At 66.1% G+C, this 21,294-nt stretch carries 19 protein-coding genes and 1 riboswitch; of the genes, 8 read left to right on the top strand and 11 right to left on the bottom strand.

Annotated elements, in window-relative coordinates; all coding sequences use genetic code 11:
* Nucleotides 1-209 precede the first annotated feature (209 nt).
* On the bottom strand, nt 210-1,517 hold the full coding sequence (locus ACTJKQ_RS07150; RefSeq protein WP_056057120.1) for a Glu/Leu/Phe/Val family dehydrogenase: 1,308 nt from the start codon (nt 1,515-1,517) through the stop codon (nt 210-212).
* Nucleotides 1,518-1,810: 293 nt separating this feature from the next.
* On the opposite strand from ACTJKQ_RS07150, the gene ACTJKQ_RS07155 reads away from it, so the two are divergent.
* A complete protein-coding gene (locus ACTJKQ_RS07155; protein WP_440596439.1) occupies nt 1,811-2,563 on the top strand; it encodes a hypothetical protein in 753 nt (250 codons plus the stop codon).
* 57 nt (nt 2,564-2,620) lie between these two features.
* Here ACTJKQ_RS07155 and ACTJKQ_RS07160 read toward each other — a convergent pair whose 3' ends face one another.
* Nucleotides 2,621-3,532, bottom strand: a complete 912-nt coding sequence (locus ACTJKQ_RS07160; protein WP_288852966.1) for a PPK2 family polyphosphate kinase — start codon at nt 3,530-3,532, stop codon at nt 2,621-2,623.
* A gap of 315 nt (nt 3,533-3,847) precedes the next feature.
* Nucleotides 3,848-4,837, bottom strand: coding sequence for a GlxA family transcriptional regulator (locus tag ACTJKQ_RS07165; protein WP_440596440.1), 990 nt, complete (start codon nt 4,835-4,837; stop codon nt 3,848-3,850).
* A 97-nt stretch (nt 4,838-4,934) separates the two neighbouring features.
* Here ACTJKQ_RS07165 and ACTJKQ_RS07170 point away from each other — a divergent pair, with 97 nt between their 5' ends.
* Complete coding sequence (locus ACTJKQ_RS07170; protein ID WP_288852968.1) at nt 4,935-5,771, top strand: MBL fold metallo-hydrolase; 837 nt, start codon at nt 4,935-4,937, stop codon at nt 5,769-5,771.
* Between the two features lie 33 nt (nt 5,772-5,804).
* Here ACTJKQ_RS07170 and ACTJKQ_RS07175 read toward each other — a convergent pair whose 3' ends face one another.
* The gene (locus tag ACTJKQ_RS07175) at nt 5,805-6,746 is read right to left on the bottom strand and encodes a LysR family transcriptional regulator (RefSeq protein ID WP_288852969.1); all 942 of its coding nucleotides are present in this window, start codon (nt 6,744-6,746) and stop codon (nt 5,805-5,807) included.
* A 74-nt stretch (nt 6,747-6,820) separates the two neighbouring features.
* On the opposite strand from ACTJKQ_RS07175, the gene ACTJKQ_RS07180 reads away from it, so the two are divergent.
* The 3 genes from ACTJKQ_RS07180 to metH all read left to right on the top strand — a co-directional run bounded on the left by ACTJKQ_RS07180 (nt 6,821) and on the right by metH (nt 11,041).
* The gene (locus tag ACTJKQ_RS07180; RefSeq protein WP_440596441.1) at nt 6,821-7,273 is read left to right on the top strand and encodes a PACE efflux transporter; all 453 of its coding nucleotides are present in this window, start codon (nt 6,821-6,823) and stop codon (nt 7,271-7,273) included.
* A gap of 91 nt (nt 7,274-7,364) precedes the next feature.
* Entirely contained in the window at nt 7,365-8,126 is a 762-nt protein-coding gene (locus tag ACTJKQ_RS07185; protein ID WP_440596442.1) for a hypothetical protein, read from the top strand.
* A gap of 41 nt (nt 8,127-8,167) precedes the next feature.
* A riboswitch (S-adenosyl-L-homocysteine riboswitch) is annotated at nt 8,168-8,267 on the top strand.
* 20 nt (nt 8,268-8,287) lie between these two features.
* The gene (gene metH, locus ACTJKQ_RS07190; RefSeq protein WP_440596443.1) at nt 8,288-11,041 is read left to right on the top strand and encodes a methionine synthase; all 2,754 of its coding nucleotides are present in this window, start codon (nt 8,288-8,290) and stop codon (nt 11,039-11,041) included.
* Nucleotides 11,042-11,113: 72 nt separating this feature from the next.
* Here metH and ACTJKQ_RS07195 read toward each other — a convergent pair whose 3' ends face one another.
* Nucleotides 11,114-11,515, bottom strand: a complete 402-nt coding sequence (locus ACTJKQ_RS07195; protein ID WP_440596444.1) for a RidA family protein — start codon at nt 11,513-11,515, stop codon at nt 11,114-11,116.
* A 158-nt stretch (nt 11,516-11,673) separates the two neighbouring features.
* Here ACTJKQ_RS07195 and ACTJKQ_RS07200 point away from each other — a divergent pair, with 158 nt between their 5' ends.
* The gene (locus tag ACTJKQ_RS07200) at nt 11,674-12,597 is read left to right on the top strand and encodes a LysR family transcriptional regulator (protein WP_440596445.1); all 924 of its coding nucleotides are present in this window, start codon (nt 11,674-11,676) and stop codon (nt 12,595-12,597) included.
* A gap of 103 nt (nt 12,598-12,700) precedes the next feature.
* Here the strand turns inward: ACTJKQ_RS07200 and ACTJKQ_RS07205 are convergent, their stop codons facing one another.
* The gene (locus tag ACTJKQ_RS07205; protein WP_440596446.1) at nt 12,701-13,180 is read right to left on the bottom strand and encodes a VOC family protein; all 480 of its coding nucleotides are present in this window, start codon (nt 13,178-13,180) and stop codon (nt 12,701-12,703) included.
* 395 nt (nt 13,181-13,575) lie between these two features.
* Between ACTJKQ_RS07205 and ACTJKQ_RS07210 the strand changes: the two genes are divergently transcribed.
* A complete protein-coding gene (locus ACTJKQ_RS07210; protein ID WP_440596447.1) occupies nt 13,576-14,331 on the top strand; it encodes a DUF4145 domain-containing protein in 756 nt (251 codons plus the stop codon).
* Between the two features lie 87 nt (nt 14,332-14,418).
* On the opposite strand, the gene ACTJKQ_RS07215 is transcribed toward ACTJKQ_RS07210, so the two are convergent.
* From ACTJKQ_RS07215 to ACTJKQ_RS07235, 5 genes are all read right to left on the bottom strand, one after another.
* Nucleotides 14,419-14,661, bottom strand: a complete 243-nt coding sequence (locus ACTJKQ_RS07215; RefSeq protein WP_440596448.1) for a hypothetical protein — start codon at nt 14,659-14,661, stop codon at nt 14,419-14,421.
* Between the two features lie 274 nt (nt 14,662-14,935).
* Complete coding sequence (locus ACTJKQ_RS07220) at nt 14,936-15,478, bottom strand: shikimate kinase (RefSeq protein ID WP_099731564.1); 543 nt, start codon at nt 15,476-15,478, stop codon at nt 14,936-14,938.
* A gap of 318 nt (nt 15,479-15,796) precedes the next feature.
* On the bottom strand, nt 15,797-16,957 hold the full coding sequence (locus tag ACTJKQ_RS07225) for a serine hydrolase domain-containing protein (RefSeq protein WP_440596449.1): 1,161 nt from the start codon (nt 16,955-16,957) through the stop codon (nt 15,797-15,799).
* 107 nt (nt 16,958-17,064) lie between these two features.
* Nucleotides 17,065-18,765, bottom strand: a complete 1,701-nt coding sequence (locus ACTJKQ_RS07230) for a long-chain fatty acid--CoA ligase (protein WP_440596450.1) — start codon at nt 18,763-18,765, stop codon at nt 17,065-17,067.
* Nucleotides 18,766-18,910: 145 nt separating this feature from the next.
* Entirely contained in the window at nt 18,911-19,684 is a 774-nt protein-coding gene (locus tag ACTJKQ_RS07235) for an SDR family oxidoreductase (RefSeq protein ID WP_440596451.1), read from the bottom strand.
* A gap of 328 nt (nt 19,685-20,012) precedes the next feature.
* Between ACTJKQ_RS07235 and ACTJKQ_RS07240 the strand changes: the two genes are divergently transcribed.
* A complete protein-coding gene (locus ACTJKQ_RS07240; RefSeq protein ID WP_440596452.1) occupies nt 20,013-20,987 on the top strand; it encodes a YihY/virulence factor BrkB family protein in 975 nt (324 codons plus the stop codon).
* Nucleotides 20,988-21,294 lie beyond the last annotated feature (307 nt).

Below are 21,294 nucleotides of genomic sequence, written 5' to 3' on the forward strand. Positions count from 1 at the left end.
CGTATCTTTTGGTTTCTGCGGCGGCTGCGCGGTCGTTCTGGGGCCTTGAACGGCCGTTGCGCGCGCTTGCTGCGTCGCCACGGCGCAACAGCCACGGTGGCTGCGCAAGGCCTGGGCAAAGAAAAACCGCCAGGGCTGGATCGCAGCGGCTGGCGGTGGTGTGACGGCCTGCCCCGGGTAAGGGGCAGGCCCGTGGGGCGGGCGAGGGCTTATGGATACAGGCCGCGCATTTCGCGGGCGTGCAGGATGCGCTGGCAGGCCACGATGAAGGTGGCAGTGCGCAGGCTCACCTTGTGCTCTTGCGCCACTTGCCAGATGCCCGCAAAGGCCTCTTGCATGATGCGCACCAGGCGGGCGTTGATCTCGTCCTCGCTCCAGAAGAAGCTGGAAAAATCCTGCACCCACTCAAAGTAGCTCACTGTCACGCCACCGGCGTTGGCGATCACATCGGGCAGCACCAGCACGCCCTTGTCGTGCAGGATGTCGTCGGCCTCGGTGGTCGTGGGGCCGTTGGCGCCTTCGATCACGAGCTTGGCCTTGATCTGGCCCGCGTTGTCCTTGGTGATCTGCCCTTCCAGCGCGGCAGGGATCAGGATCTCGCAATCCACGCCCCAGAACTCTTCGGCCTTCATCACATCGGCGCCGGCAAAGCCGCCCACGCCACCACGGGTCTTCACATGCGCCAGCAGTGCGGGCACATCCACGCCCTTGCTGTTGAAGATGGTGCCGGTGTGGTCTTGCACCGCCACTACCTTGGCCCCCGCTTCGGCAAACAGCTTGGCGGCAATGCCACCCACATTGCCAAAGCCCTGCACTGCCACGCGGGCACCGTCGAGCGCCAGGCCGGTCAGCTTGGCGGCTTCCACGCCCACGGTGAACACGCCACGGCCGGTGGCTTCCACACGGCCCAGCGAGCCACCCAGGTCCACGGGCTTGCCGGTGACAACGCCGGTGGCGGTGGCGCCCACGTTCATGGAGTAGGTGTCCATCATCCAGGCCATGATCTGGCCGTTGGTGTTCACGTCGGGTGCGGGGATGTCCTTGGACGGGCCGATCAGCAGGCCGATTTCGCTAGTGTAGCGGCGCGTCAGGCGCTCCAGCTCACCCATCGACAGCTTCTTGGGGTCCACGCGGATGCCGCCCTTGGCACCGCCGTAGGGCACGTTCACCGCGGCGTTCTTCACCGACATCCAGGCCGACAGGGCCATCACTTCCGACAGCGTCACGTCCTGGTGAAAACGCACGCCACCCTTGCCGGGGCCGCGGCTCAGGTTGTGCTGCACGCGGTAGCCTTCGTAGTGGGCGATGGTGCCGTTGTCCAGCTCGATCGGCACGTCCACGATCAGGATGCGTTTGGGGCGCTTGAGCGTTTCCACCCAACGCGCCAGGCTGCCCAGGTAAGGGGTGACGCGGTCCACCTGCTGCAGGTAGTTGCCCCAGGGGCCGAGGTGGTCGGCCTGCAGGTACGAGGGCAGGGGGTGGGATTGTGCGGCGGGGGCGCCGACGGGGTTTGACATGGTGAATTTCCTTGTGGGATCAGTTCAGGCTGCGAAGCTTATGCCTCGGCCCGGGCACTGTCCAAGGCCGGTGTGTTTGTGGGTTATGCATTTGATGCATAGTTGTGCGCAACCCCGTCCCATGCTGCAGTGCGGCAATCTACCGGCGGGATAGCGGCCCGTGGGTCCGGACCTTACCGGGCGGCCCGTTGCGCCTAGACTCGGCCAGCCCGGCACAGAACCAGGCGCAGCACCGGGCACACACCGGACGCACACCGGACCGCCGGGACCATGAAAAAAGAGAGGGAAATCCCATGAGCGTGACCTACACCGCCTGCCCGCAGTGCCAGGCGCCCAACCACCCTACGGCGCGTTGGTGCGTGAAGTGCGCCCACCCCCTGGAGGCAGAGGCCAACCTCGCCACCCCCGCTGCCCCGGCGCCGATGGAGTTTGTGTTCGATGACGACGAGCACCCTGCTGCGGGCCCGGCGCGCCAGCGACCGGCCATGGCCTACGCAGGCGCCGCAGTGGCCCTGCTGGTGGTGGCGGGCGCCGCGGCCTGGTACCTGCTGGGCCGACCCGATGCCGTGCCGCCCCCGCAGCAGGCCCCGGCCGTCGCAGTCCCTGCCGCCGTGCCCGGCACCGCAGGCACTGCGGAGTCTGCACCCGCCCGCCCCGAGCCGGCGGAGGAAATCATTGAATCCGAACGCGCACGCCCGGCAGCCGCTGCGTCCGCACCAGACAGTGCCGCTGCTGCACCGTCGTCTGCATCTGCGGCCTCTGCGCCGCCTTTCACGCCTGTCACCGCGCCCCGCGTGGCCGATGCGGAATCGCTGCCTGCCACCGGCAAGCCACGCACAGTGGCACCGGCCGACAACGCACCGTGGCCGCCGCCCGCAGCGCCCGCGCCGTCGCCCGGCGACAGCCTGGCCCGCTTGCGCGGCGCGCTGGCCCAGTGCGCGGCCATGAGCAACGAGCTGTCGCGCGCGAGCTGCCTCACCCGCACACGGCAGAACTTCTGCGGCGACGCCTGGGGCCGCATCCCCGAATGCCCGCCGGGCCAGTGATGGCATGCGCAGCCTGTCTCCGCACCACTCGCTGCCGTATCCGCAGCGGTGCGGGGCCTATTCAATGCGGATCTTTTGCAGCGCCGGGTCGCCCGGCGGGTAGCGCAGGTCCAGGCCGGTGAGCACTTCGCGCACCAGCGTGGCGATCATCAGGTTGCGGTGTGTCTTGGAGTTGGCAGGCACGATGGTCCACGGCGCCCAGGGCGTGTGCGTGGCGGCCAGCAGCATTTCGTAGGCCTTCTGGTACTGGCTCCACTGCTTGCGTGCCTCGATGTCGCTCATCGAGAACTTCCAGTGCTTGGCCGGGTCGTCCAGGCGCTCCTGCAGGCGTTCGCGCTGCTCGTCAGCGCTGATGTGCAGCATGAACTTGAGCACGATGGTGCCGGTGTGCGTGAGCATGCGCTCGAAGTCGTTGATGTGGCCAAAGCGCTGGTGGTGCTGCTCGGGGGTTATCCATCCGTTCACGGCGGGCACCAGCACGTCCTCGTAGTGGCTGCGGTTGAACACCGTGATCTCGCCCGCGCCGGGCACCTTCTGGTGGATGCGCCACAGGTAGTCGTGGGCACGTTCGGCCTCGGTGGGGGCGCTCCAGCCCACGGCGTGCACGCCCAGCGCGCTCATGCGGCCAAACACACCCCGGATGGTGCCGTCCTTGCCGGCTGTGTCCGTGCCCTGCAGGATCACCAGCAGCTTGTAGCGCTTGTCGGCGTAGAACAGGTTCTGCAGCGTGTCCAGCTCCTGCGCAATCGACTCGGTGGCGGCCTTGTCCTTGAGCTTGTCGCCCAGCGAAAACGGCTTGGCCGACGGATCAAAGTCCTTGAGCGCCACCGTGCGGCGGTGTTTGCCGGCCTTGCGCCGCTCGGGCTGGCCGTCGAGCCGCTTCTCGTCGTCGTGCTGCGGCGCGTCCGGCTGCCACTGCGACCAGCGCTGGGCCACGTCTTTGTTGCTGCTGTGAAACGGGTGGTTCATGCGGGCTCCTCGATGGGCCATCGTACGTCAGCTGTGGGGGCGCGGTCTCCTCTTCTACGAAAACATGATGCTATCAAGTTGATAGCTGATTGCGCATGATTCACTAGCGCTTGGAGCAGATTGGGCTTGAAAATTGCCGCGGGAGCCGTTGAGGGACCCTCTGCACAAATCACCGCGCCGTGTGCCGCTGCGGTCTCGGGCGGTCTGCGGCGTTGCAAATACTCGCAATAGCTGCGGCTATTGCTGCGTTTTGCGCCTTGCAGCCCATCCCGATCCGCAGCGCCCACTTGCCGCTCGATTCGTGCAGAAGATCCCTTAGCGCACGCCATGTGCCATGCGGTAGGCCAGCGGCGTCTGCCCCGTGGCCTGGCGGAACGCGCGGTGCAGCCCGGCCTCGCTGGCAAAGCCCAGGTCTTCGGCAATGCGCTTGAGCGGCAGCGGCGTGTCGCACAGCGCCTCGCTGGCCTGGCGCAGCTTGATGCGGCGCATCCACAAGGCCGCCGTCAGGCCCGTGTGGGCCTGCACCCGCCGCGCGAGCGTGCGGGGCGAGAGGCTCAGCGCCTGGGCCAGCGCAGGCAGTCGCAGATCGGTGGCGGGGCTGCGCTGCACCCACAGCAGGGCGCGGCGCAGGTCGGCGTCGGCCAGCGTCATCAGGTCATGCCCGGCAAATGCGGGGTGCGCCGTGCGGGGGCGGGGCAGCATCAGCAGCTCCTGCAGGTCGGTCAATGCCTGGGGCGGCAGGCGCGCGGCCAGCGCGTGCAGCATCAGCGGCAAATAGCCGTTGGCCCCGGCGGCGGTGGTGGCGGTGGGGCCAGCCACCAGCGGCTCGTCAAAGCGCCAGTCCACCGGCGCAAACTGCTGCTCCAGCGCCGCACGCAACCACCAGGTGGCTGTGGCGCCCTGGCCGCGCAGCCGCCCGCTGGCAGCCGCCAGCACCACGCCCGCGCAGTAGCTCCACAGCTGGGTGCGCCGGGGCAGCGCGCGCAAGGCCTGTACCACCGGGGCCAGCTGTTGCAGCGGCCCCTGCAGCTGGTCGGGCGACGAGAGCCACAGGCCCGGCACCAGCACCACATCGGCCTCGGCATGCTGCAGCGCCACGGTGGGGGCCAGCGCGGGGCCTTGCCAGGTGGGCACGGGCGACAGGTCCACCCCCGCCCAGCAGATGTCCATCACGCTGGCCTGCGCGCGCAGGTTGGCGGCGCGTGCCATGTCCGCCGCCGCAAACAGGCCCGCTGGCATGCAGCCCGGGTAGAGCAGCAGTGCCACGCGCAAAGGCGGCTGGTGTGGAGAGGGTGGCGAAACCATGGGTGGCACAAAAAGGCAAGAAATTGTCAATCTGCGCCATTTTCGGGGGAGGCCTGCTTTTCAACAATGGCAACACCCCTTCCCACTGAAAGCCCCCATGCTCATCACCCAATTGCGCAATGCCACCGTCCTGCTGGAGTTCCAGCACGCGGGCCGCCCTGTCGGCCTGCTGGTGGACCCCATGCTCGCGCCCCGAGGCAGCCTGCCTGCGCTGCGCTACCTGGGCACTCGGCGCCAGCGCAACCCCCTGGTGGATTTGCCCGCCGAGGCCGACGCGGCGCTGCAGCGCGTGACCCACGCGCTCATCACCCATTGCCAGCGTGGGCACTTTGACCACCTGGACCGCGCGGGCAAGCAGTTTTTGCGAGAGCGCCAGATTCCCGTCATGTGCATGCCGCACGACGCCGCCTACCTGGCGCAGCGCGGCCTGCAGGTGCTGCCGCTAGCGGGTGAGGGCCGCCAGCCCTTTGCGCTGGGCGGGCAGGTCACGCCCGTGGCTTGCACCCACGGCCGGGGCTGGGTGGCGCGCTTCATGGAGCACGGCCACGGCTACCTGCTGGAGCTGCCGGGCGAGCCCAGCGTGTACCTGGCGGGCGACACGGTGCTGACGCCCCCAGTGCGCGACTGCCTGCAGCGTCTGCACCCCGGTGTGGCCGTGCTGCCCGCCGGTGGCGCCCGGTTCGACCTGGGCGCGGACATCCTGATGGACGCCGCCGAGGTCGCACAGGCTGCCGCACTGACGACGGGCGCCGTGGTGGTCAACCACCTGGAGGCCCTGGACCACTGCCCCACCACCCGTGCCCAGGTGCGCGCCCTGGCGCAGCGCGGCGGGTGGGCGCACCGCCTGTGGGTGCCCGAGGACGGCGAGTGCCGCGAATACCCCGGACCCATTGTCCAAAGAAGTGCTATGAATTTGGTAGCTACAACAGCATGATCGACTAGCGCTACCGCCCAAAAAGGCCGTAAATCACGCCAGCTCGGCCTCCAGCGCCCGCTGGTCCCGCATCAGCGCCACAAACCGCGCAGCGCCCAGGCCCAGCGGCCGCTCCTTGGACCACACCACGTCCACCCACAGCGCGGTGCCGTTGCTCAGGTTCTCGAACGGCATTTCCACCAGCCGCCCTGCCTCGATGCGTGACTGCACCAGCGCGCGCGGCTGCCAGCCCCAGCCCATCCCGGCTTCGATGAGGCCCAGCGCGGCCAGGTGGTTGTCGGTGCGCCAGTGGTGGCGGGCAAATACAAAGCGCGGGTCGGTCTGTGCCAAGTCGCGGCTGGCCACCACGATCTGGCGCGTGGTGGTCAGGTGCTCTTCGCGCAGCATGGCGTCTTCTGATGGTGCGCCGCGCGCTTGGGCGGCGGCGCGGGCGGCCACCAGCACCGGGTGCTGCGGCGCCATCACCGCCACCAGGGTTTCTGTGCCCACTTCCTGAAAGCCCTCGCGCCCGTCGATGCTGGGCCGCTCGAACACCAGCGCCAGCTGCGCGCGGCCGCTGTGCAGCAGCGCCAGCGCATCCACCTGCGGCGCGGCCAGCACCTCGATCTGCAGCAGCGGGTGTTCTTGCGCCAGTGCCGCCAGCGCCTCCGTCCAGCGCGAGGCCAGCAGCTCGGGCGCAATGGCCAGCGTGAGCCGCTCCTCCAGCCCCTGGGTGAGCGCCAGCGCCTGGGCGTTGAGCTGCTGCAGCTGGCCCGCCAGCAGCCGGGCCTGGGGCTCCAGCGCGCGGGCGGCGGCGGTGGGGCGGGGCTCGCGTCCGCTGCGGTCAAACAGCTGCACATCCAACTCGGCCTCCAAGTGGGCAATGGTCATGCTCACGGCCGACGGCACACGCGACAGGGCCCGCGCGGCGGCCGAGAACGAGCCGTGGTCGAGCACGGTCAGAAACACCTGCACGCTGTCAGAGTTGAAGGCCATGGCGGTTTGATCTGTCAATAAAACTGAAATAAGCTGACTTTATGTGTCAGTACGACGAATATAAAGTACTGGCCATGGACAAGACACCCACTCTTTTTGGCTTGCAAGGCGTCAAGCGCCGCGTGATTTACGTGACCCTGTACGAGCTGATCGCCATCGGCGCCGCCACGGTGGGCCTTGCGCTGCTCACGGGCCAGGGCGCGGGGCATTCGAGCGTGGTGGCGGTGGTGGCCTCGGTGATCGCCATCGTCTGGAACATCGTCTTCAACTGGGCGTTCGAGCGCTGGGAGGCGCGCCAGCCCGTGCGCGGCCGCAGCGTGGCGCGGCGCGTGGCGCACGCCATCGGGTTCGAGGGCGGCCTGGTGTTCACGCTGGTGCCGCTGTTTGCCTGGTGGTTCGGCGTGAGCCTGTGGCACGCGTTTGTGATGGACCTGGGGCTCATCGTGTTCTTCCTTTGCTACACCTTTGTCTTCAACTGGGTGTTTGACTACCTGTTCGGCCTGCCCGCTTCGGCCATGGCGGCGTAGTAACAAGAGTCCAAGACGCGCTTCTTCAAACAATGTCAACCGCCGTTCTTCGGCGGTCAGAGGTGCTCACCCGCCACCCATAATCGGCCCCATGAGAGGGCCGTTTTTGTTGCTGCTGCTGCGGGGATTGCCGGGCCGGTGGGCTGGTGTGGCGGTGTCCTGCTGCGTATTGGCAGGCTGTGCCAGCAACGCCCCCACGCCGCGCGGCGAGGTGAAGGGGGCGCCCACCCATGCCGCCGAACTGGCCCAGTCCGACGCCAATCGCATGGCCACCCTGGCCATGCAAGAGAACCTGGAAGGCCTGCTGCGCCTGGCCGACAAGCTCTACCGCCGCAACCCCGCCGAATGGCGCAAGGGCACTGCCACCAACCGCGAGCAGGCGCTGGAGCAGCTGCGCACCGCCGTGCTGCAGCGCCAGCCCTGGGCCCCACTGCAGGGCCGCCGCGACATCGCAGCCATGGCGCTGGCCCTGGCGCCCGAGTTCGCGGGCGACCGCGTGGCGGCCTTCATCTACGCCACGGCCGACATGATCATCGCCGCCCACGGCGGCAAGACCGAGTTCTTCTTGCTCGATGGCATGGATGCCCAGCACCTCTACAACGCCGCGCGCAACGTCGAGACCGCCGTGTGGCTACTGGCGCAGCGCCGCAACGCCCAGGGTCAGCCCCTGCTGCTGGCCGACGAGATCGGCCAGCAGGGCCGCAACCTGAGCTTCGAGCGCGAGTTCGGCAAGATCATCGCGCGGCTGGACCTGCTGGCCGCGTTCACTACCGAAAAGTACCGCCGCGCTGCCATCAGCTATGTGCAGGGCATTGTGGGCGGTACCTTTTTGCAATTCCTGCCGGTGCGTTGATGCGGCGAACGCCAGCTCGTATCACCCGGTAAAATCCGCATCTGCCCAAGGAGCGTTGCAGCGGCCTCTCACCACGACGGGGCCGTCAGGCTTGGGTACCCAAAAGCTATTCAAGCCCCACCGCAACGACGCTCACCTGTTTTTCTGCTGCCCCTGCACAGGTGAGTCCTATGTCCGCGTCTGCCCCGTCCCTGCCCCCCATGAAGCTGTCCGGCCTGGAGCCCGTCTCCATCGGTGAGGGCACGCTGTTCGTCAACATCGGCGAGCGCACCAACGTCACCGGCTCGAAGGCGTTCGCGCGCATGATCCTGAATGGCCAGTACGAAGAGGCCCTGGCCGTGGCGCGCCAGCAGGTGGAAAACGGTGCGCAGGTCATCGACATCAACATGGATGAGGCCATGCTCGACAGCAAGGCGGCCATGGTGCGGTTTCTGCAGCTCATCGCGTCCGAGCCCGACATCGCCCGCGTGCCCATCATGGTGGACAGCTCCAAGTGGGAGGTGATCGAGGCCGGGCTGCGCTGCATCCAGGGCAAGGGCATCGTCAACTCCATCAGCATGAAAGAGGGCGTGGAGAAGTTCAAGCACGAGGCGCGGCTGGTCAAGCGCTATGGCGCCGCCGCTGTGGTGATGGCGTTTGACGAAGTGGGCCAGGCCGACACTTATGCCCGCAAGATCGAGATTTGCGAGCGCGCCTACCGCGTGCTGGTGGATGAGGTGGGCTTTCCGCCCGAAGACATCATCTTCGACCCCAACATCTTTGCCGTGGCCACCGGCATTGAAGAGCACAACAACTACGCCGTCGATTTCATCGAAGCCACGCGCTGGATCAAGCAGAACCTGCCCGGCGCCAAGGTGTCGGGCGGGGTGTCCAACGTGTCCTTCAGCTTCCGCGGCAACGACCCCGTGCGCGAGGCCATCCACACCGTATTCCTGTACCACGCCATCAAGGCCGGCATGGACATGGGCATCGTCAACGCCGGCATGGTGGGCGTGTACGACGACCTGGAGCCCACCCTGCGCGAGCGTGTGGAAGACGTGGTGCTCAACCGCCGCCCCGACGCGGGTGAGCGCCTGGTGGAGATCGCCGAAACCGCCAAGAGCGGCGCCAAGGACGAGAGCAAGAAGCTCGAATGGCGCGGAACGCCCGAGCACCCCAAGACGGTGGGCGAGCGCCTGTCGCACGCGCTGGTGCACGGCATCACCGACTTCATCACCGAAGACACGGAAGAGGCCTACCGCGCCATTCTCGCCAAGGGTGGGCGCCCGCTGCACGTGATCGAAGGCCCGCTCATGGACGGCATGAACGTGGTGGGCGACCTGTTCGGCGCGGGCAAGATGTTCCTGCCCCAGGTGGTGAAAAGTGCGCGCGTGATGAAGCAAGCCGTGGCCCACCTGATCCCCTACATCGAAGAAGAAAAGCGCCAGGACGAACTGGCTGGGCGCGATGTGCGCAGCAAGGGCAAGATCATCATCGCCACCGTGAAAGGCGACGTGCACGATATTGGCAAGAACATCGTCACCGTGGTCCTGCAGTGCAACAACTTTGAGGTGGTGAACATGGGCGTGATGGTGCCCTGCCACGAGATTTTGGCGCGCGCCAAGGTCGAGGGGGCCGACATCGTGGGCCTGTCGGGCCTGATCACCCCCAGCCTCGAAGAGATGCAGTACGTGGCCGGCGAGATGCAGAAGGACGACCACTTCCGCATCAAGAAGATCCCGCTGCTCATCGGCGGCGCCACCACCAGCCGCGTGCACACCGCTGTCAAGATCGCGCCGCACTACGAAGGCCCTGTGGTCTATGTGCCCGACGCCTCGCGCAGCGTGAGCGTGGCGCAGAGCCTGCTGGGCGACGGCGTGCAGAGCTACGTGGATGAGCTGAACGCCGACTACGACAAGGTGCGCACCCAGCACGCCAACAAAAAGGCCACGCCCCTGTGGCCCTTGGCCAAGATCCGCGCCAACAAGACGCCCGTGGACTGGTCGGCCTACCAGCCCGCTGTGCCCCGCGCGTTGGGCCGTCGCGTGTTCAAGAACTTCGACCTGGCCGAGCTGGCCAAGTACATCGACTGGGGCCCGTTCTTCCAGACCTGGGACCTGGCCGGCCCGTACCCCGCCATCCTCACCGACGAGATCGTGGGCGTGGAAGCCACGCGTGTGTTTGCCGATGGGCAGGCCATGCTCAAGAAGATCATCGAAGGCCGGTGGCTCACGGCCAGCGGCGTGATGGCCCTGCTGCCCGCCAACAGCGTGAACGATGACGACATCGAGTTCTACACCGACGACACCCGCACCGAAGTGGCCATGACCTGGTACGGCCTGCGCCAGCAAGCCGAGAAACACACCATCGACGGCGTGACCCGCCCCAGCCGCTGCCTGGCCGACTTTGTGGCGCCCAAGTCCAGCGGCATTGCCGACTACGCCGGTATGTTTGCCGTGACGGCGGGCCTGGGCATCGAGAAGAAGGAAAAAGCCTTCATCGACGCGCTGGACGACTACTCCGCCATCATGTTCAAGAGCCTGGCCGACCGCCTGGCCGAAGCCTTTGCAGAAGCCCTGCACCACCGCGTGCGCACCGACCTGTGGGGCTACGCTGCCGGTGAAGCGCTGAGCAACGACGACATGATTGCCGAGAAGTACCAGGGCATCCGCCCCGCGCCCGGCTACCCCGCCTGCCCCGACCACAGCGCCAAGACCGACCTGTTCCGCGTGCTGCAGGCTGGCGAGATCGGCATGTCGCTCACCGAAAGCCTGGCCATGATGCCCGCCGCCAGCGTGAGCGGCTTCTACATCGGCCACCCCGACAGCGTGTACTTCAACGTCGGCAAGATTGGCGAAGACCAACTGCACGACATGGCTCAGCGCCGGGGCATGGACGAGAAGGTGCTGGAGCGGCTGCTGGCGCCGAACCTGTGATGCTATGAATGAAATAGCTGCTAGCGCTTGATCAATAAGCGCTAGCGGCCTATTTGATTCAAAAATCGACCATCAACCCGCGCTTTCCGGCAGCTTCGCAATCACCTTGATCTCGAACTGAAAGCCGTACAGCCAGGTCACCCCGATGCCCGTCAGCGTGGGGTAGGGCGCCTCGCCCCAGAACTCGGGCACGACGCCCCAGACGGTCTCGAAGTTCGCCTCTGGGTTGACCACGAACATCGTCACGTCCACCACGTCGTCAAACGTGCAGCCTGCAGCGTGCAGCACGGCGTTGAGGTTGCTGAACGCCAAGCGCACCTGTGCGGCCAGGTCGGGCTCGGGCGAGCCATCCTCGCGGCTGCCCACCTGGCCCGAGACAAACAAGAAGCCGTTGGCGCGCACGGCGGGCGAATAGCGGTTGCGCTCGTACAGCGCCTGGCGGCCTGCGGGGAAGACAACATCACGCTGGGGCATGGGATTCCTTTCGTTCTGCAGGGAAGATGATTGCGATGCAGGCACTGTAGGAGCGCGCGTTGTTTCGATAAACCGGCTAATCTGCGCACCACTGTTCCTGATCGCCAAACAATGGCGGGCATGCCGCCCCTTCGGCACGCCTCAACTACCTGTACGCCATGGACCGTTTTGACGCCCTGCAGGCCTTTGCCCGCGTTGTGGAATCCGGCAGCTTCACCAAGGCTGCCCTCACCCTGCACCTTAGCCGCACCACCGTCACGCAGCTGGTGCAGCAGCTCGAAGCGCGCCTGCGCGTGAAGCTCCTGCACCGCACCACCCGGCGCGTGCAGGTCACGCCCGATGGTGCTGCCTACTACGAGCGCGTGGTGCGCCTGCTGGCCGACCTGGACGATGCCGATGCCAGCGTTTCCACCGCCGCCGCCGCGCCCCGGGGCAGCCTGCGGGTGGACGTGCCCAGCCCCCTTGCGCGCCTGGTCCTCATCCCCGCGCTGCCCGCGTTCCACGCGCAGTACCCCGACATCCTCCTGCACATGGGCGTGAGCGACCGCCCAGTGGACATGGTGGGCGACAACGTGGACTGCGTGGTGCGCGGCGGCGCCCTCACCAACCCGGCGCTTATCGCACGCCATGTGGGCGACCTGCAACTGCGCGTGTACGCCGCCCCCAGCTACCTGCTGCGCGCGGGCTCGCCCGAGCACCCGCAGGCGCTGGAAGGCCCGCACCACCGCACCGTGGGTTTTCTGTGGGCGCGCACCGGCCAGCCTCTGCCTTTCGAGATGCGCCGCGGCACCGAACACGTGCGCGCCCAGGGCCACGACATCTGCGCTGTGGACGACGGCAACGCCTACCTGGCCGCAGGCCTGGCGGGCCTGGGTGTGCTCTGGCTGCCCGACTACATGGCCCGCCCCCACGTGGCGGCTGGCGAGCTGGTGCCCCTGCTGCAGGACTGGACGTTGGAGCCGATGCCGCTGTACGTGGCCTACCCACCCCAACGGTATGTGAGCGTCAAGGTGCGGGTGTTCATTGAATGGGTGGCGGGGTTGATGGCGCTGCATGCGCCGGTGATGGGGCGCAGCAGGTAAATTGCTATTGAATAAATAGCTAAAAGAGATTGCTGGACAGGCGCAAGGAAGGGTTTTGAGTCAAAAATTCACCACACAAAGTGAAAAATCTGCGGCACCGCCATCACCCACGCCATGCCGCCTCAATGGCCGCCACATCAATCTTGCGCATGGCCATCATCGCGTCAAAGGCCCGCTTGGCCGCCGCGCGGTCCGGGTCGTTGATGGCCTGCGTCAACACCCGTGGCGTGATCTGCCACGACAGCCCCCACTGGTCCTTGCACCAGCCGCAGGCGCTCTCCTGCCCGCCGTTCCCCACAATCGCGTTCCACAGCCGGTCGGTTTCGGCCTGATCGTCCGTCGCGATCTGGAACGAAAACGCCTCGCTGTGCGTGAAGGCCGGGCCGCCATTCAGCCCCAGGCACGGGATGCCCAGCACCGTGAACTCGACCGTCAGTACGTCACCCTGCTGGCCTGCGGGGTAGTCGCCGGGCGCATGCATCACCCGCCCCACGGCACTGTCGGGAAAGGTGGCTGCGTAGAACGTCGCCGCCTCCAGTGCCGTGCCGTTGAACCAGAGGCAGATGGTGGTTTTGGGGGACATGGGGTGCTCCTGTTGGGAACCGGAGGATGATCCGGCTGAGCGGGATGGAGCCGAGATTTTGGCAGTTTGTGCGGTGTCGAATAGCTCTTTGAGATTGGGCTGGAATGGGCCCTTCGCCGTCGTTCAGAGGTGCTATCCGGAAGCCTCTGTCGACTTGCTGCACGCCGTTGTTGGAAATCCCGGTGTACGCCTACGGCAAGCTATAGTTTGCTGACTTCACGCGTGCCGGGTTTCATGGAATTTTTATACCTAGATATTCGAACAGATCACCCCTTGCAAACCGATTCTGCAAGCCGCCTCCATGAGCAACCAGTGTCCAGAATATCCCGCATGGGGCAGTTTTTCCGGCAGTTTTTGTTGCCTAAATTGCGTTAAACGTCAAAACAAGGATCACCATGGATCGTAAGACCCTAAAGCTCCCGTTCTCGGAAGATCGAATGCCTGACTGGGCTTGCCCGACCTGTGAAAAGGGTGTGCTCCAAATTGCCAAGGATTCATTCAAAAAGGATGAGCGCTTGCATTCGCGGGATCATTCCCACGAGGCATGGGATCCTGATTGGATTGAATACGTGTATTCCTGTTTGCTTCAATGCTCAAACGACAAGTGCCGCGAGACGGTTTGTAGTGCCGGGACAGGGACCGTCGATACCTTTCAGTACGAAGACGAGCAAGGGCGTTGGGCGCAAGAGTATGTGGATGTTTTCAGGCCAAAGTTCTTCGAACCTCATCTGAAGCTGATTGAAATTCCATCAAAGTGCCCGAAGCAAATAGTCGACCCGTTGAACGAATCTTTCAAGCTCTACTTCTCGGCGCCAGGTGCGGCATCTAACTCTGTGAGAGTTGCTATCGAGGAGCTGCTCACGGAACTGAAGGTGAAACGCTTTGATATCGTAAAAAAGAAGCGAAGGATGATTAGCCTGCATCAGCGAATTAGCCTGCTGCCGGCAAAGCATGTTGAGCTAAAAGAGATGCTCACGGCCATCAAATGGATAGGCAATGCCGGAAGCCATGGCGGCGAAAGAATTACGCATGATGACGTGCTTGATGCTTTCGAGTTGACCGAACACGTCCTTGGTGAAATCTATTCGCCGAAGGCAAAGCTGGCAGCTCTTGCAAAGAAGGTGAATAAGAAGAAGGGGCCAGCGAAATGACGTCTAACCAGTCGACTCAGCTTCTAAGTTGAGCGTCCGCGTTCACCTGTCACCACTGACTACTACTGGCCGAATTCTGCCTGCACACTAACCACCTAACTCTTGCAGACAGGACAGCTCCCCAAGCTTGTAAAAGACCTCCGGGGATACATCCCGACGGGAATAAACTGCACCTGCATATTCATTGATGGTGCTGCGCTTTACTCCCTGCTGTCCATAACGTTTGTAAATAAGGTCGACAACTTTTCGTTGAGGCACCCCCTTATCACGTTCGACCGCCATTGCCGCAAGCATCTTCCCACGCCACTGACAAATTTCTGCGTTTGTCATCGCGTGTGATGCAGAAGTAGAGGACAGCAGAACACTTACAGAAAAAGCTATCTTGATTAGATTGGTGCACATAGTTCAAATACTTGGGGAGCTCTTTGGTTAAGTTGTTAAGACTGAAGCGGTGGGATGAAGGCACTTGCCCGACACTTGCTGCCCCCTTTTTTTGAATGCTTGGCGGCCGGTTGCCAGGGACTGCTTCTGGCCGTTGTCTGCCGTTGGCTGTCTGAAACGATAGGCCTTTAACCGTGCTTGGAGCCGCGCATTGTCTTGCCCTTCAGCGCGACCCCGTCCCACCCGCACTCTCCGCCATCTCCAGCTGCATCATCACCATGTTGACCAGCGTGTGCACCGATGGCCGCCCGGTCTCGATCACGTAGTGGGCGGTTTCGCGGTACAGGTGGTCGCGCTGGGCGTAGAGGTCGCGCAGCTTGTCCATGGGGTTGCCGCCTTGCAGCAGGGGGCGGGTCTTGTCGTGTTTGACGCGCTTGAAGATTTCTTCGGGCGAGGCGCGCAGGTACAGCACATTGCCGAACTGGCGCAGCACCTCGCGGTTCTCCGGGCGCAGCACGGCGCCGCCGCCGGTGGACAGCACCATGCCGCCGGGCTGCTGGGCCACGTCGGCCAGCACCTGGGATTCGATGTCACGGAAGCGGGCTTCGCCTTCGGCCTCGAAGAAGCTGCGGATGGTGGTGCCCAGGGTCTGTTCCAGCCGGTGGTCCAGGTCGATGAAGGGCACACCCGCCCGGTGGGCCAGTTGCCGGCCGACGGTGGATTTGCCCGAGCCGGGCATGCCGACCAGTGCGCAGCGAATCTGCATAGGTTCAAAAAAGAGGTCTGGGGGAGGGCCAGCGCACTGCGGGTGGGGCTGTGTTGCGTGCCGTAACTGGACGCTGAGTGTAAGCCTGCCCCTCTGGCGCCGGGCGTAGAGCGTAGCCTTTGCAACTGGCGCTGCCCCCGCCAGGGACGCCGAGCAAGGGCCGCCCCGCAGCGAGGGCGTCGTCCCCCTGCCCGCGCGCAGCGCGAAGCGGGGGGCTGAGGGCCGCGGCTCCAAGCCTGCCTGCGCAGGCTTGGACGGCCTGAAGAGCTGTCGCCTCTGGTGGCTGCGCGGTGGCGTGCGCTCAGGGGGGTGTCCTAATCACAGTGCGGCGTACACCAGCGCCGGGTACAGCTCGCACAGATACCTGAGCTGGCCGGGCGCCTGGGTGAGCAGGATCGCGAACAGGTCTTCCGCAGGGTCCACAAAAAAGAAGGTGCCGCCCAGGCCGCTCCAGCTGTAGTGCCCGGCCGATCCGGGGCGGGTAGCCTGGCCGGTGGCGGTGCGCACGGCCACACCCAGACCAAAGCCGTAGCCGGTGGGCAGGATGTCACCCGCCACGGGCAGGGCGCCCAGGTGGTCGGCGGTCATGAAGTCCACCGTGGCGCGGCCCAGCAGGCGAACAGGGGCGCCAAGGCCATCGGGCCCGGGGGCGGTGCCCCGGCCCAGCATGAGCTGCAAGAAGCGCGCGTAGTCGCTGGCGGTTGACACCAGCCCGCCACCGGCCGACTCGAACACGGGCGGCGCGGTCACGTCGATCAGTGGCATGCCGATGCCGGTCTGCGGGTCGCGCTCAAAGGCTTCGGCCAGGCGGTACTGCTGCGCGGCGGGCACTGAGAAGCCGGTGTCGTGCATGCCCAGCGGGCCGAACACGCGGCGCTGCAGGAGGGCGCCCAGGCTTTCGCCCTCGATCACCTCCAGCACCGCGCCCAGCACGTCGGTGGCGCGGCTGTATTCCCAGCGGGTGCCGGGCTGGTGGACCAGGGGCAGGGGGCCCAGCGCCGCGACCAGATCCGCATTGCTGTGGCGGCGCGAGCCGACGCGGGCGGCGCGGTAGGCGTCGGGCACGGTGCCGGCCTCCCACGCGTAGCTCAGGCCGGCTGTGTGGCGCAGCAGGTCGTGCACTGTGGCCTCGCGCTGCACGGGGGCGGTGGTGCCGGTGGCTTCGTCGTACACGCGCTGGCCGGCAAACGCGGGCAGGTAGTGCGCCACGGGGTGCGACAGCAGCAGGCGGCCTTCTTCCATGAGCATCATCGCCACCAGCGAGGCGATGGGCTTGGTCATGGAATAGATGCGGAACAACGTGTCGAGCGCCATGGCGGGCACCGCCGACTCGGCGCTGGGCGGGCGCTGGTGGCCCACGGCCGTGTGCAGCACGGTGTGGCCCTGGTGGTGGATGAGGGCCACGGCACCGGGCAGCAGGCCCTGGTCCACATGGGTTTGCAGCACAGAGCGCAGGCGGGCGAGGGCAGAGGGGTTCATGGCGGCTGGAGGAGGGTTTTGAGGCAATTTGGGCCGGTAGCGCTAGTGCATATTGCGCTAATAGCTATCAAAAACAGAGCAAGTCTGGCAGACCTTTGATACGGGTTTCATGGCGTTGCACCGGCCGCGCGGCTGCGTTCCTGCTCTTGCAGCTCGCGCCACTGCACCTTGCCCGTGCCGGACTTGGGCAGGCTGTCCACCAGCTGCACGATGCGCGGGCTTTTGTAGGCGGCCATGTGTTCGTGGCTCCAGTCAATGATGGACTGCTCGCTGACCTGGCCCTTGAAAGCGTCGCGCAGCACGACCAGGGCCTTCACCGTCTCGCCACGGCGCGCGTCGTGCGCGGCGATCACGCACACCTCCTGGATCGCAGGGTGGGCGTACATCATGGCCTCGACCTCAGCGGGCCAGACCTTGAAGCCCGACGCGTTGATCATGCGCTTGAGCCGGTCCACCATGAAGAAGTAGCCGTCCTCGTCCACCTGCGCCAGGTCACCCGTGCGCAGAAAACGCTTGCCGTCCAGTGTCACGAAGCTGTCGGCCGTGGCCTGCGGGTTGTTCCAGTAGCCCAGCATGACCTGCGGGCCGTGCACCACGATCTCGCCAATCTCGCCCGGTGGCAGTTCGGCGAACGTGGCCGGGTCCACCACGCGCGCATCCACGTCGAACACCGGGATGCCCAGGCACTGCGGCTTGGGGCGGTGCGGCGGGTTGATGTGGGTAGCGGCCATGGTTTCAGACATGCCGTAGCCCTCCACGTAGTCCAGTCCGGTCAGGTCCTTCAGCTGCTGCGCCACGGCCTTGGGCATGGCCGCGCCGCCGCCGCGTATGGCCTGGATGCTGCTGATGTCGTAGTCGGCAATGCGCGGGTTGGCCAGAAAGTCCACCACCATGGTCGAGATGGCCTGCCAGATGGTGACCCGGTAGCGCTGGATGAGCTGGGCGGCCGCGTCACGGTCCCAGCGCGGCAGCACGACCACGGTGGCGCCCACAAACAGCGGTCCGTTCATGCTGCCCGACAGGCCGGTGACGTGGAACAGCGGCAGCACCGCGAGGTAGGTTGAATCTTGCGTGCGCGCAAACCACTGCACGCCGCCCACCAGCGTGCTCATCGCACTGCGGTGCGTGTGCATGCAGCCCTTGGGGTTGCCCGTGGTGCCCGAGGTGTAGGGCATCACGCACAGGTCGTCGGGCCCGGTGGTGATGGGGCCGGGGGCGCGCTGCTGCGCGAGCATGTCGCTCCACAGCGTGACGCCCGGGGAATCAATGGCCTGGCGCGGTGCCGACACGAAAGCGGGCACGGGCAGGTCGGTGGGCACCTGCAGGTAGTCGCTGTACGCAGCCACGATGAGGTGCTGGAGCTTGCCCTTACCAGACTCCTCGCCCCCTACATCCACCAGCGGCTGGGCCTGTGCATGCAGGTCCTGCGGCACAAAGGCCACGGTCGCGCCGCTGTCGTGCACATAGTGGCGCAGCTCGTCGGTGCGGTTCATGGGGTTCACCGGCACCACCACCGCGTTGGCGCGCAAGATGCCGTAGAACGCCAGGATCCACTGCGGGCTGTTCTGCATGTACAGCAGCACCCGGTCGCCCGCCTTCACGCCACACACCTGCTGCAAGAAGCCCGCAATGTGCTCCGCCTGCTGCTGGAACTGCCGGAAGGTCACCAGCGTGTCGTAGAACACCAGAAAAGGCTTGTCCGGGTAGCGCGCGGCCGACACCTCGGCGTTGTGGAACAGATGGGTCTGCGGCAGCGTGAGGTGGCGCGACAGGCCGGGCGGCCAATGGGCGAGGTGGCGGTCGGACATGGTGACGGAACTCTGGGTTGGTTCGTGCAGGGTACAGGCCGGGCAAAACAGGGCGCAACTCAGGCGAGGGACGGCCAGCAAGGGCCGCCCCGCAGCAAAGGCCGTCGTCCCCCGGAGGGGGAAGGCGCGCAGCGCCTCATGGGGCTCAAATCAAACTGGCACCACCGTCCACCACGATGCTTTCACCCGTGATGTGCCGCGAGGCATTGGACGCCAAGAACACCACCGCGCCCTTGAGGTCCTCTTCGCCGCCAATGCGGCGCAGGGGCGTGCGCTCAATCATCGCAGGGCCCAGCTTTTCAATCAGGCCACTGGCCATCTTGCTGGGGAAGAAGCCGGGGCAGATCGCATTGACGCGAACGCCGTAGTGCCCCCATTCGGACGCCAGCGTGCGCGCAAAGTGCAGCGCGGCGGCCTTGGAGGTGTTGTAGGCAATGGTGTTCATGCCAGGGGGCGTGCCCTTGAGCGCGGCCACCGAGGCCGTGACGATGATCGAGCCCTTGCCGCGCGGGATCATGCAGCGCTTGCCCACTTCGCGCGACAGGAAGAACGGCGCGCTCACATTCAGGTCCATCACCTTGTGCCAGGCGGCGTCGGGGTAGTCCTCGGCCTTGGCGCCCCAGGTGGCGCCAGCGTTGTTGACCAGGATGTCAATGGTGCCAAAGCGCTGGACCACCTGGTCCACCAGGCCGGGGATGTCCTCGGTCTTTTGCAGGTCGTTCACCACGGTCAGCACCTCGTAGCCCTGCGCCTCAAGGTGCTTCTTGGCCTCGGCCAGCTCATCGGCCTTGCGCGCGGTGATGGCGAGTTTGGCGCCCATTTCGCCCAGGGCCTCGGCCATCTGCAGGCCCAGGCCGCGCGAGCCGCCGGTGACCAGGGCGACCTGGCCGGTGAGATCGAAGAGTTGCTTGACGCTCATGGAAAAAACGCTTTCGTGCAGAGAGGGGTGAAGGTGAATGAATGCCAAGACCAGCCCAGCGGCTTGTGGCCCGCAGGGTGGGTGAGGAGGTGCGGCTGGGGCGGCGGTGGCCGCTGTGTCAATGGCGGTCGAGTCAACCGACAGCGCCCCATGCTAGCCCTGCCCAGGCACCGTGTAAAACCGGTGCTGTCACCTTTGAAACTCTGTGCGCTACGCCCGGCACGCTGCCTGTGGGACAGCGCCTACCCCGCCTCGCGGCTGCGGCGGATGGATGGGGCCGCCGCCAGGCCTTACGCTCGCGGGGATGACCGCGTCCCCTCCGTCCCTGATGGCGACTTCGCTTGCCCGCATCGCCCAGCCCCTGCAGCCCCTGTGGCGCCTGGTGCAGCCGTTCTGGCGCGCCGCGCAGATGTGGCTGGACGCCGATGGGCTGCGCATGAGCGCGGCCATGTCGTTCTACGGCATGCTCAGCCTGGCGCCCCTGCTGCTGCTTTTGGTGGGCGTGCTGGGCTGGTGGGTGGACCGCAGCTACCTGGAGAGCAGCCTGGTCGCCCAGGTGCAGTCGGTGATGGGCCAGCAGGTGGCCGATGTGGTGCGCCAGGCCATGGCCAGCGCCCAGGCCCCGTCCGAGGGGCGCCTGGCATCGGCCATCGGGTTTGTGGTGCTGGTCTCGGGCGCCACCGGCGTGTTTGTGGAGCTGCAGTCCGCGCTGGAGCGGCTGTGGCGCCGGGATGGCTACACACCGCCCCAGCGGGCCGCGTGGTGGCGCATGGCGTCGCTGCGGCTGCGGGGGCTGGCCTATGTGCTGGCGCTGGGCTTTTTGCTCATGGTGTCGCTGGCGCTGTCCACGCTGATCCACCTGTTGGCGGGCTGGGCGGGAGAGCGGCTGACCGTGGCACACATGCCCACCTTGGCGCCCCTGGCACCGCTGCTGCAGGTCGTCAACGAAGCCATTGCCTTCGGGTTTGCGGTGGCCCTGTTTGTGGGGCTCATGCGCATCGGCGCGGGCCCCAAGCCGTCGCTGCGCTACCTGGTGATGGGCGCCGTGGTGGGGGCCACGCTGTTCACGGTGGGCAAGCAGCTGCTGGCGTGGTACCTGTCCACAGCAGCCGTGGTGTCGGCCTATGGTGCGGCGGGCTCGCTGGTGGTGCTGCTCATGTGGATCTATTTTTCATCGGCCATCCTGCTGTTTTCTGCCAGCTGTGCGCAGGCGCTGGAGCAGGCCTTGCACCCCGGGCCGCGCCAACCGGTGGGCTGGGCCCGGTGGACGGCCGCGGCCCGCGCGCGGGTGCAGGAGCTGTAAATGTTGGCAACAGCGCACAACAAGCCGGGGCTGGCGCGGCGGCCGGATCATTCGGGCCGCTGTGATGGTGCCCGTTGCGCTGCCGGGCTGTGCGGGCAGGGCCCATGCGCGGGGCCTGGCGCCGCAAGTGCTGGCCAAGGTGGTTTACCGCTGCTTACTGCCACTTACAAACCGGCCACACCGCAGCGCCCCCCGCTGTGTACCTTTGCACCATCCAGGCCGTTGAAACACCACGGCCCCATTCCGTAGCGGACATGCAGCACACATCTACCTGCCACCCCGTGCGGATTTCTCCGACATGAACAAG

Source organism: Acidovorax sp. 22279, from assembly GCF_052045435.1.
GTDB lineage: Bacteria > Pseudomonadota > Gammaproteobacteria > Burkholderiales > Burkholderiaceae_C > Acidovorax > Acidovorax delafieldii.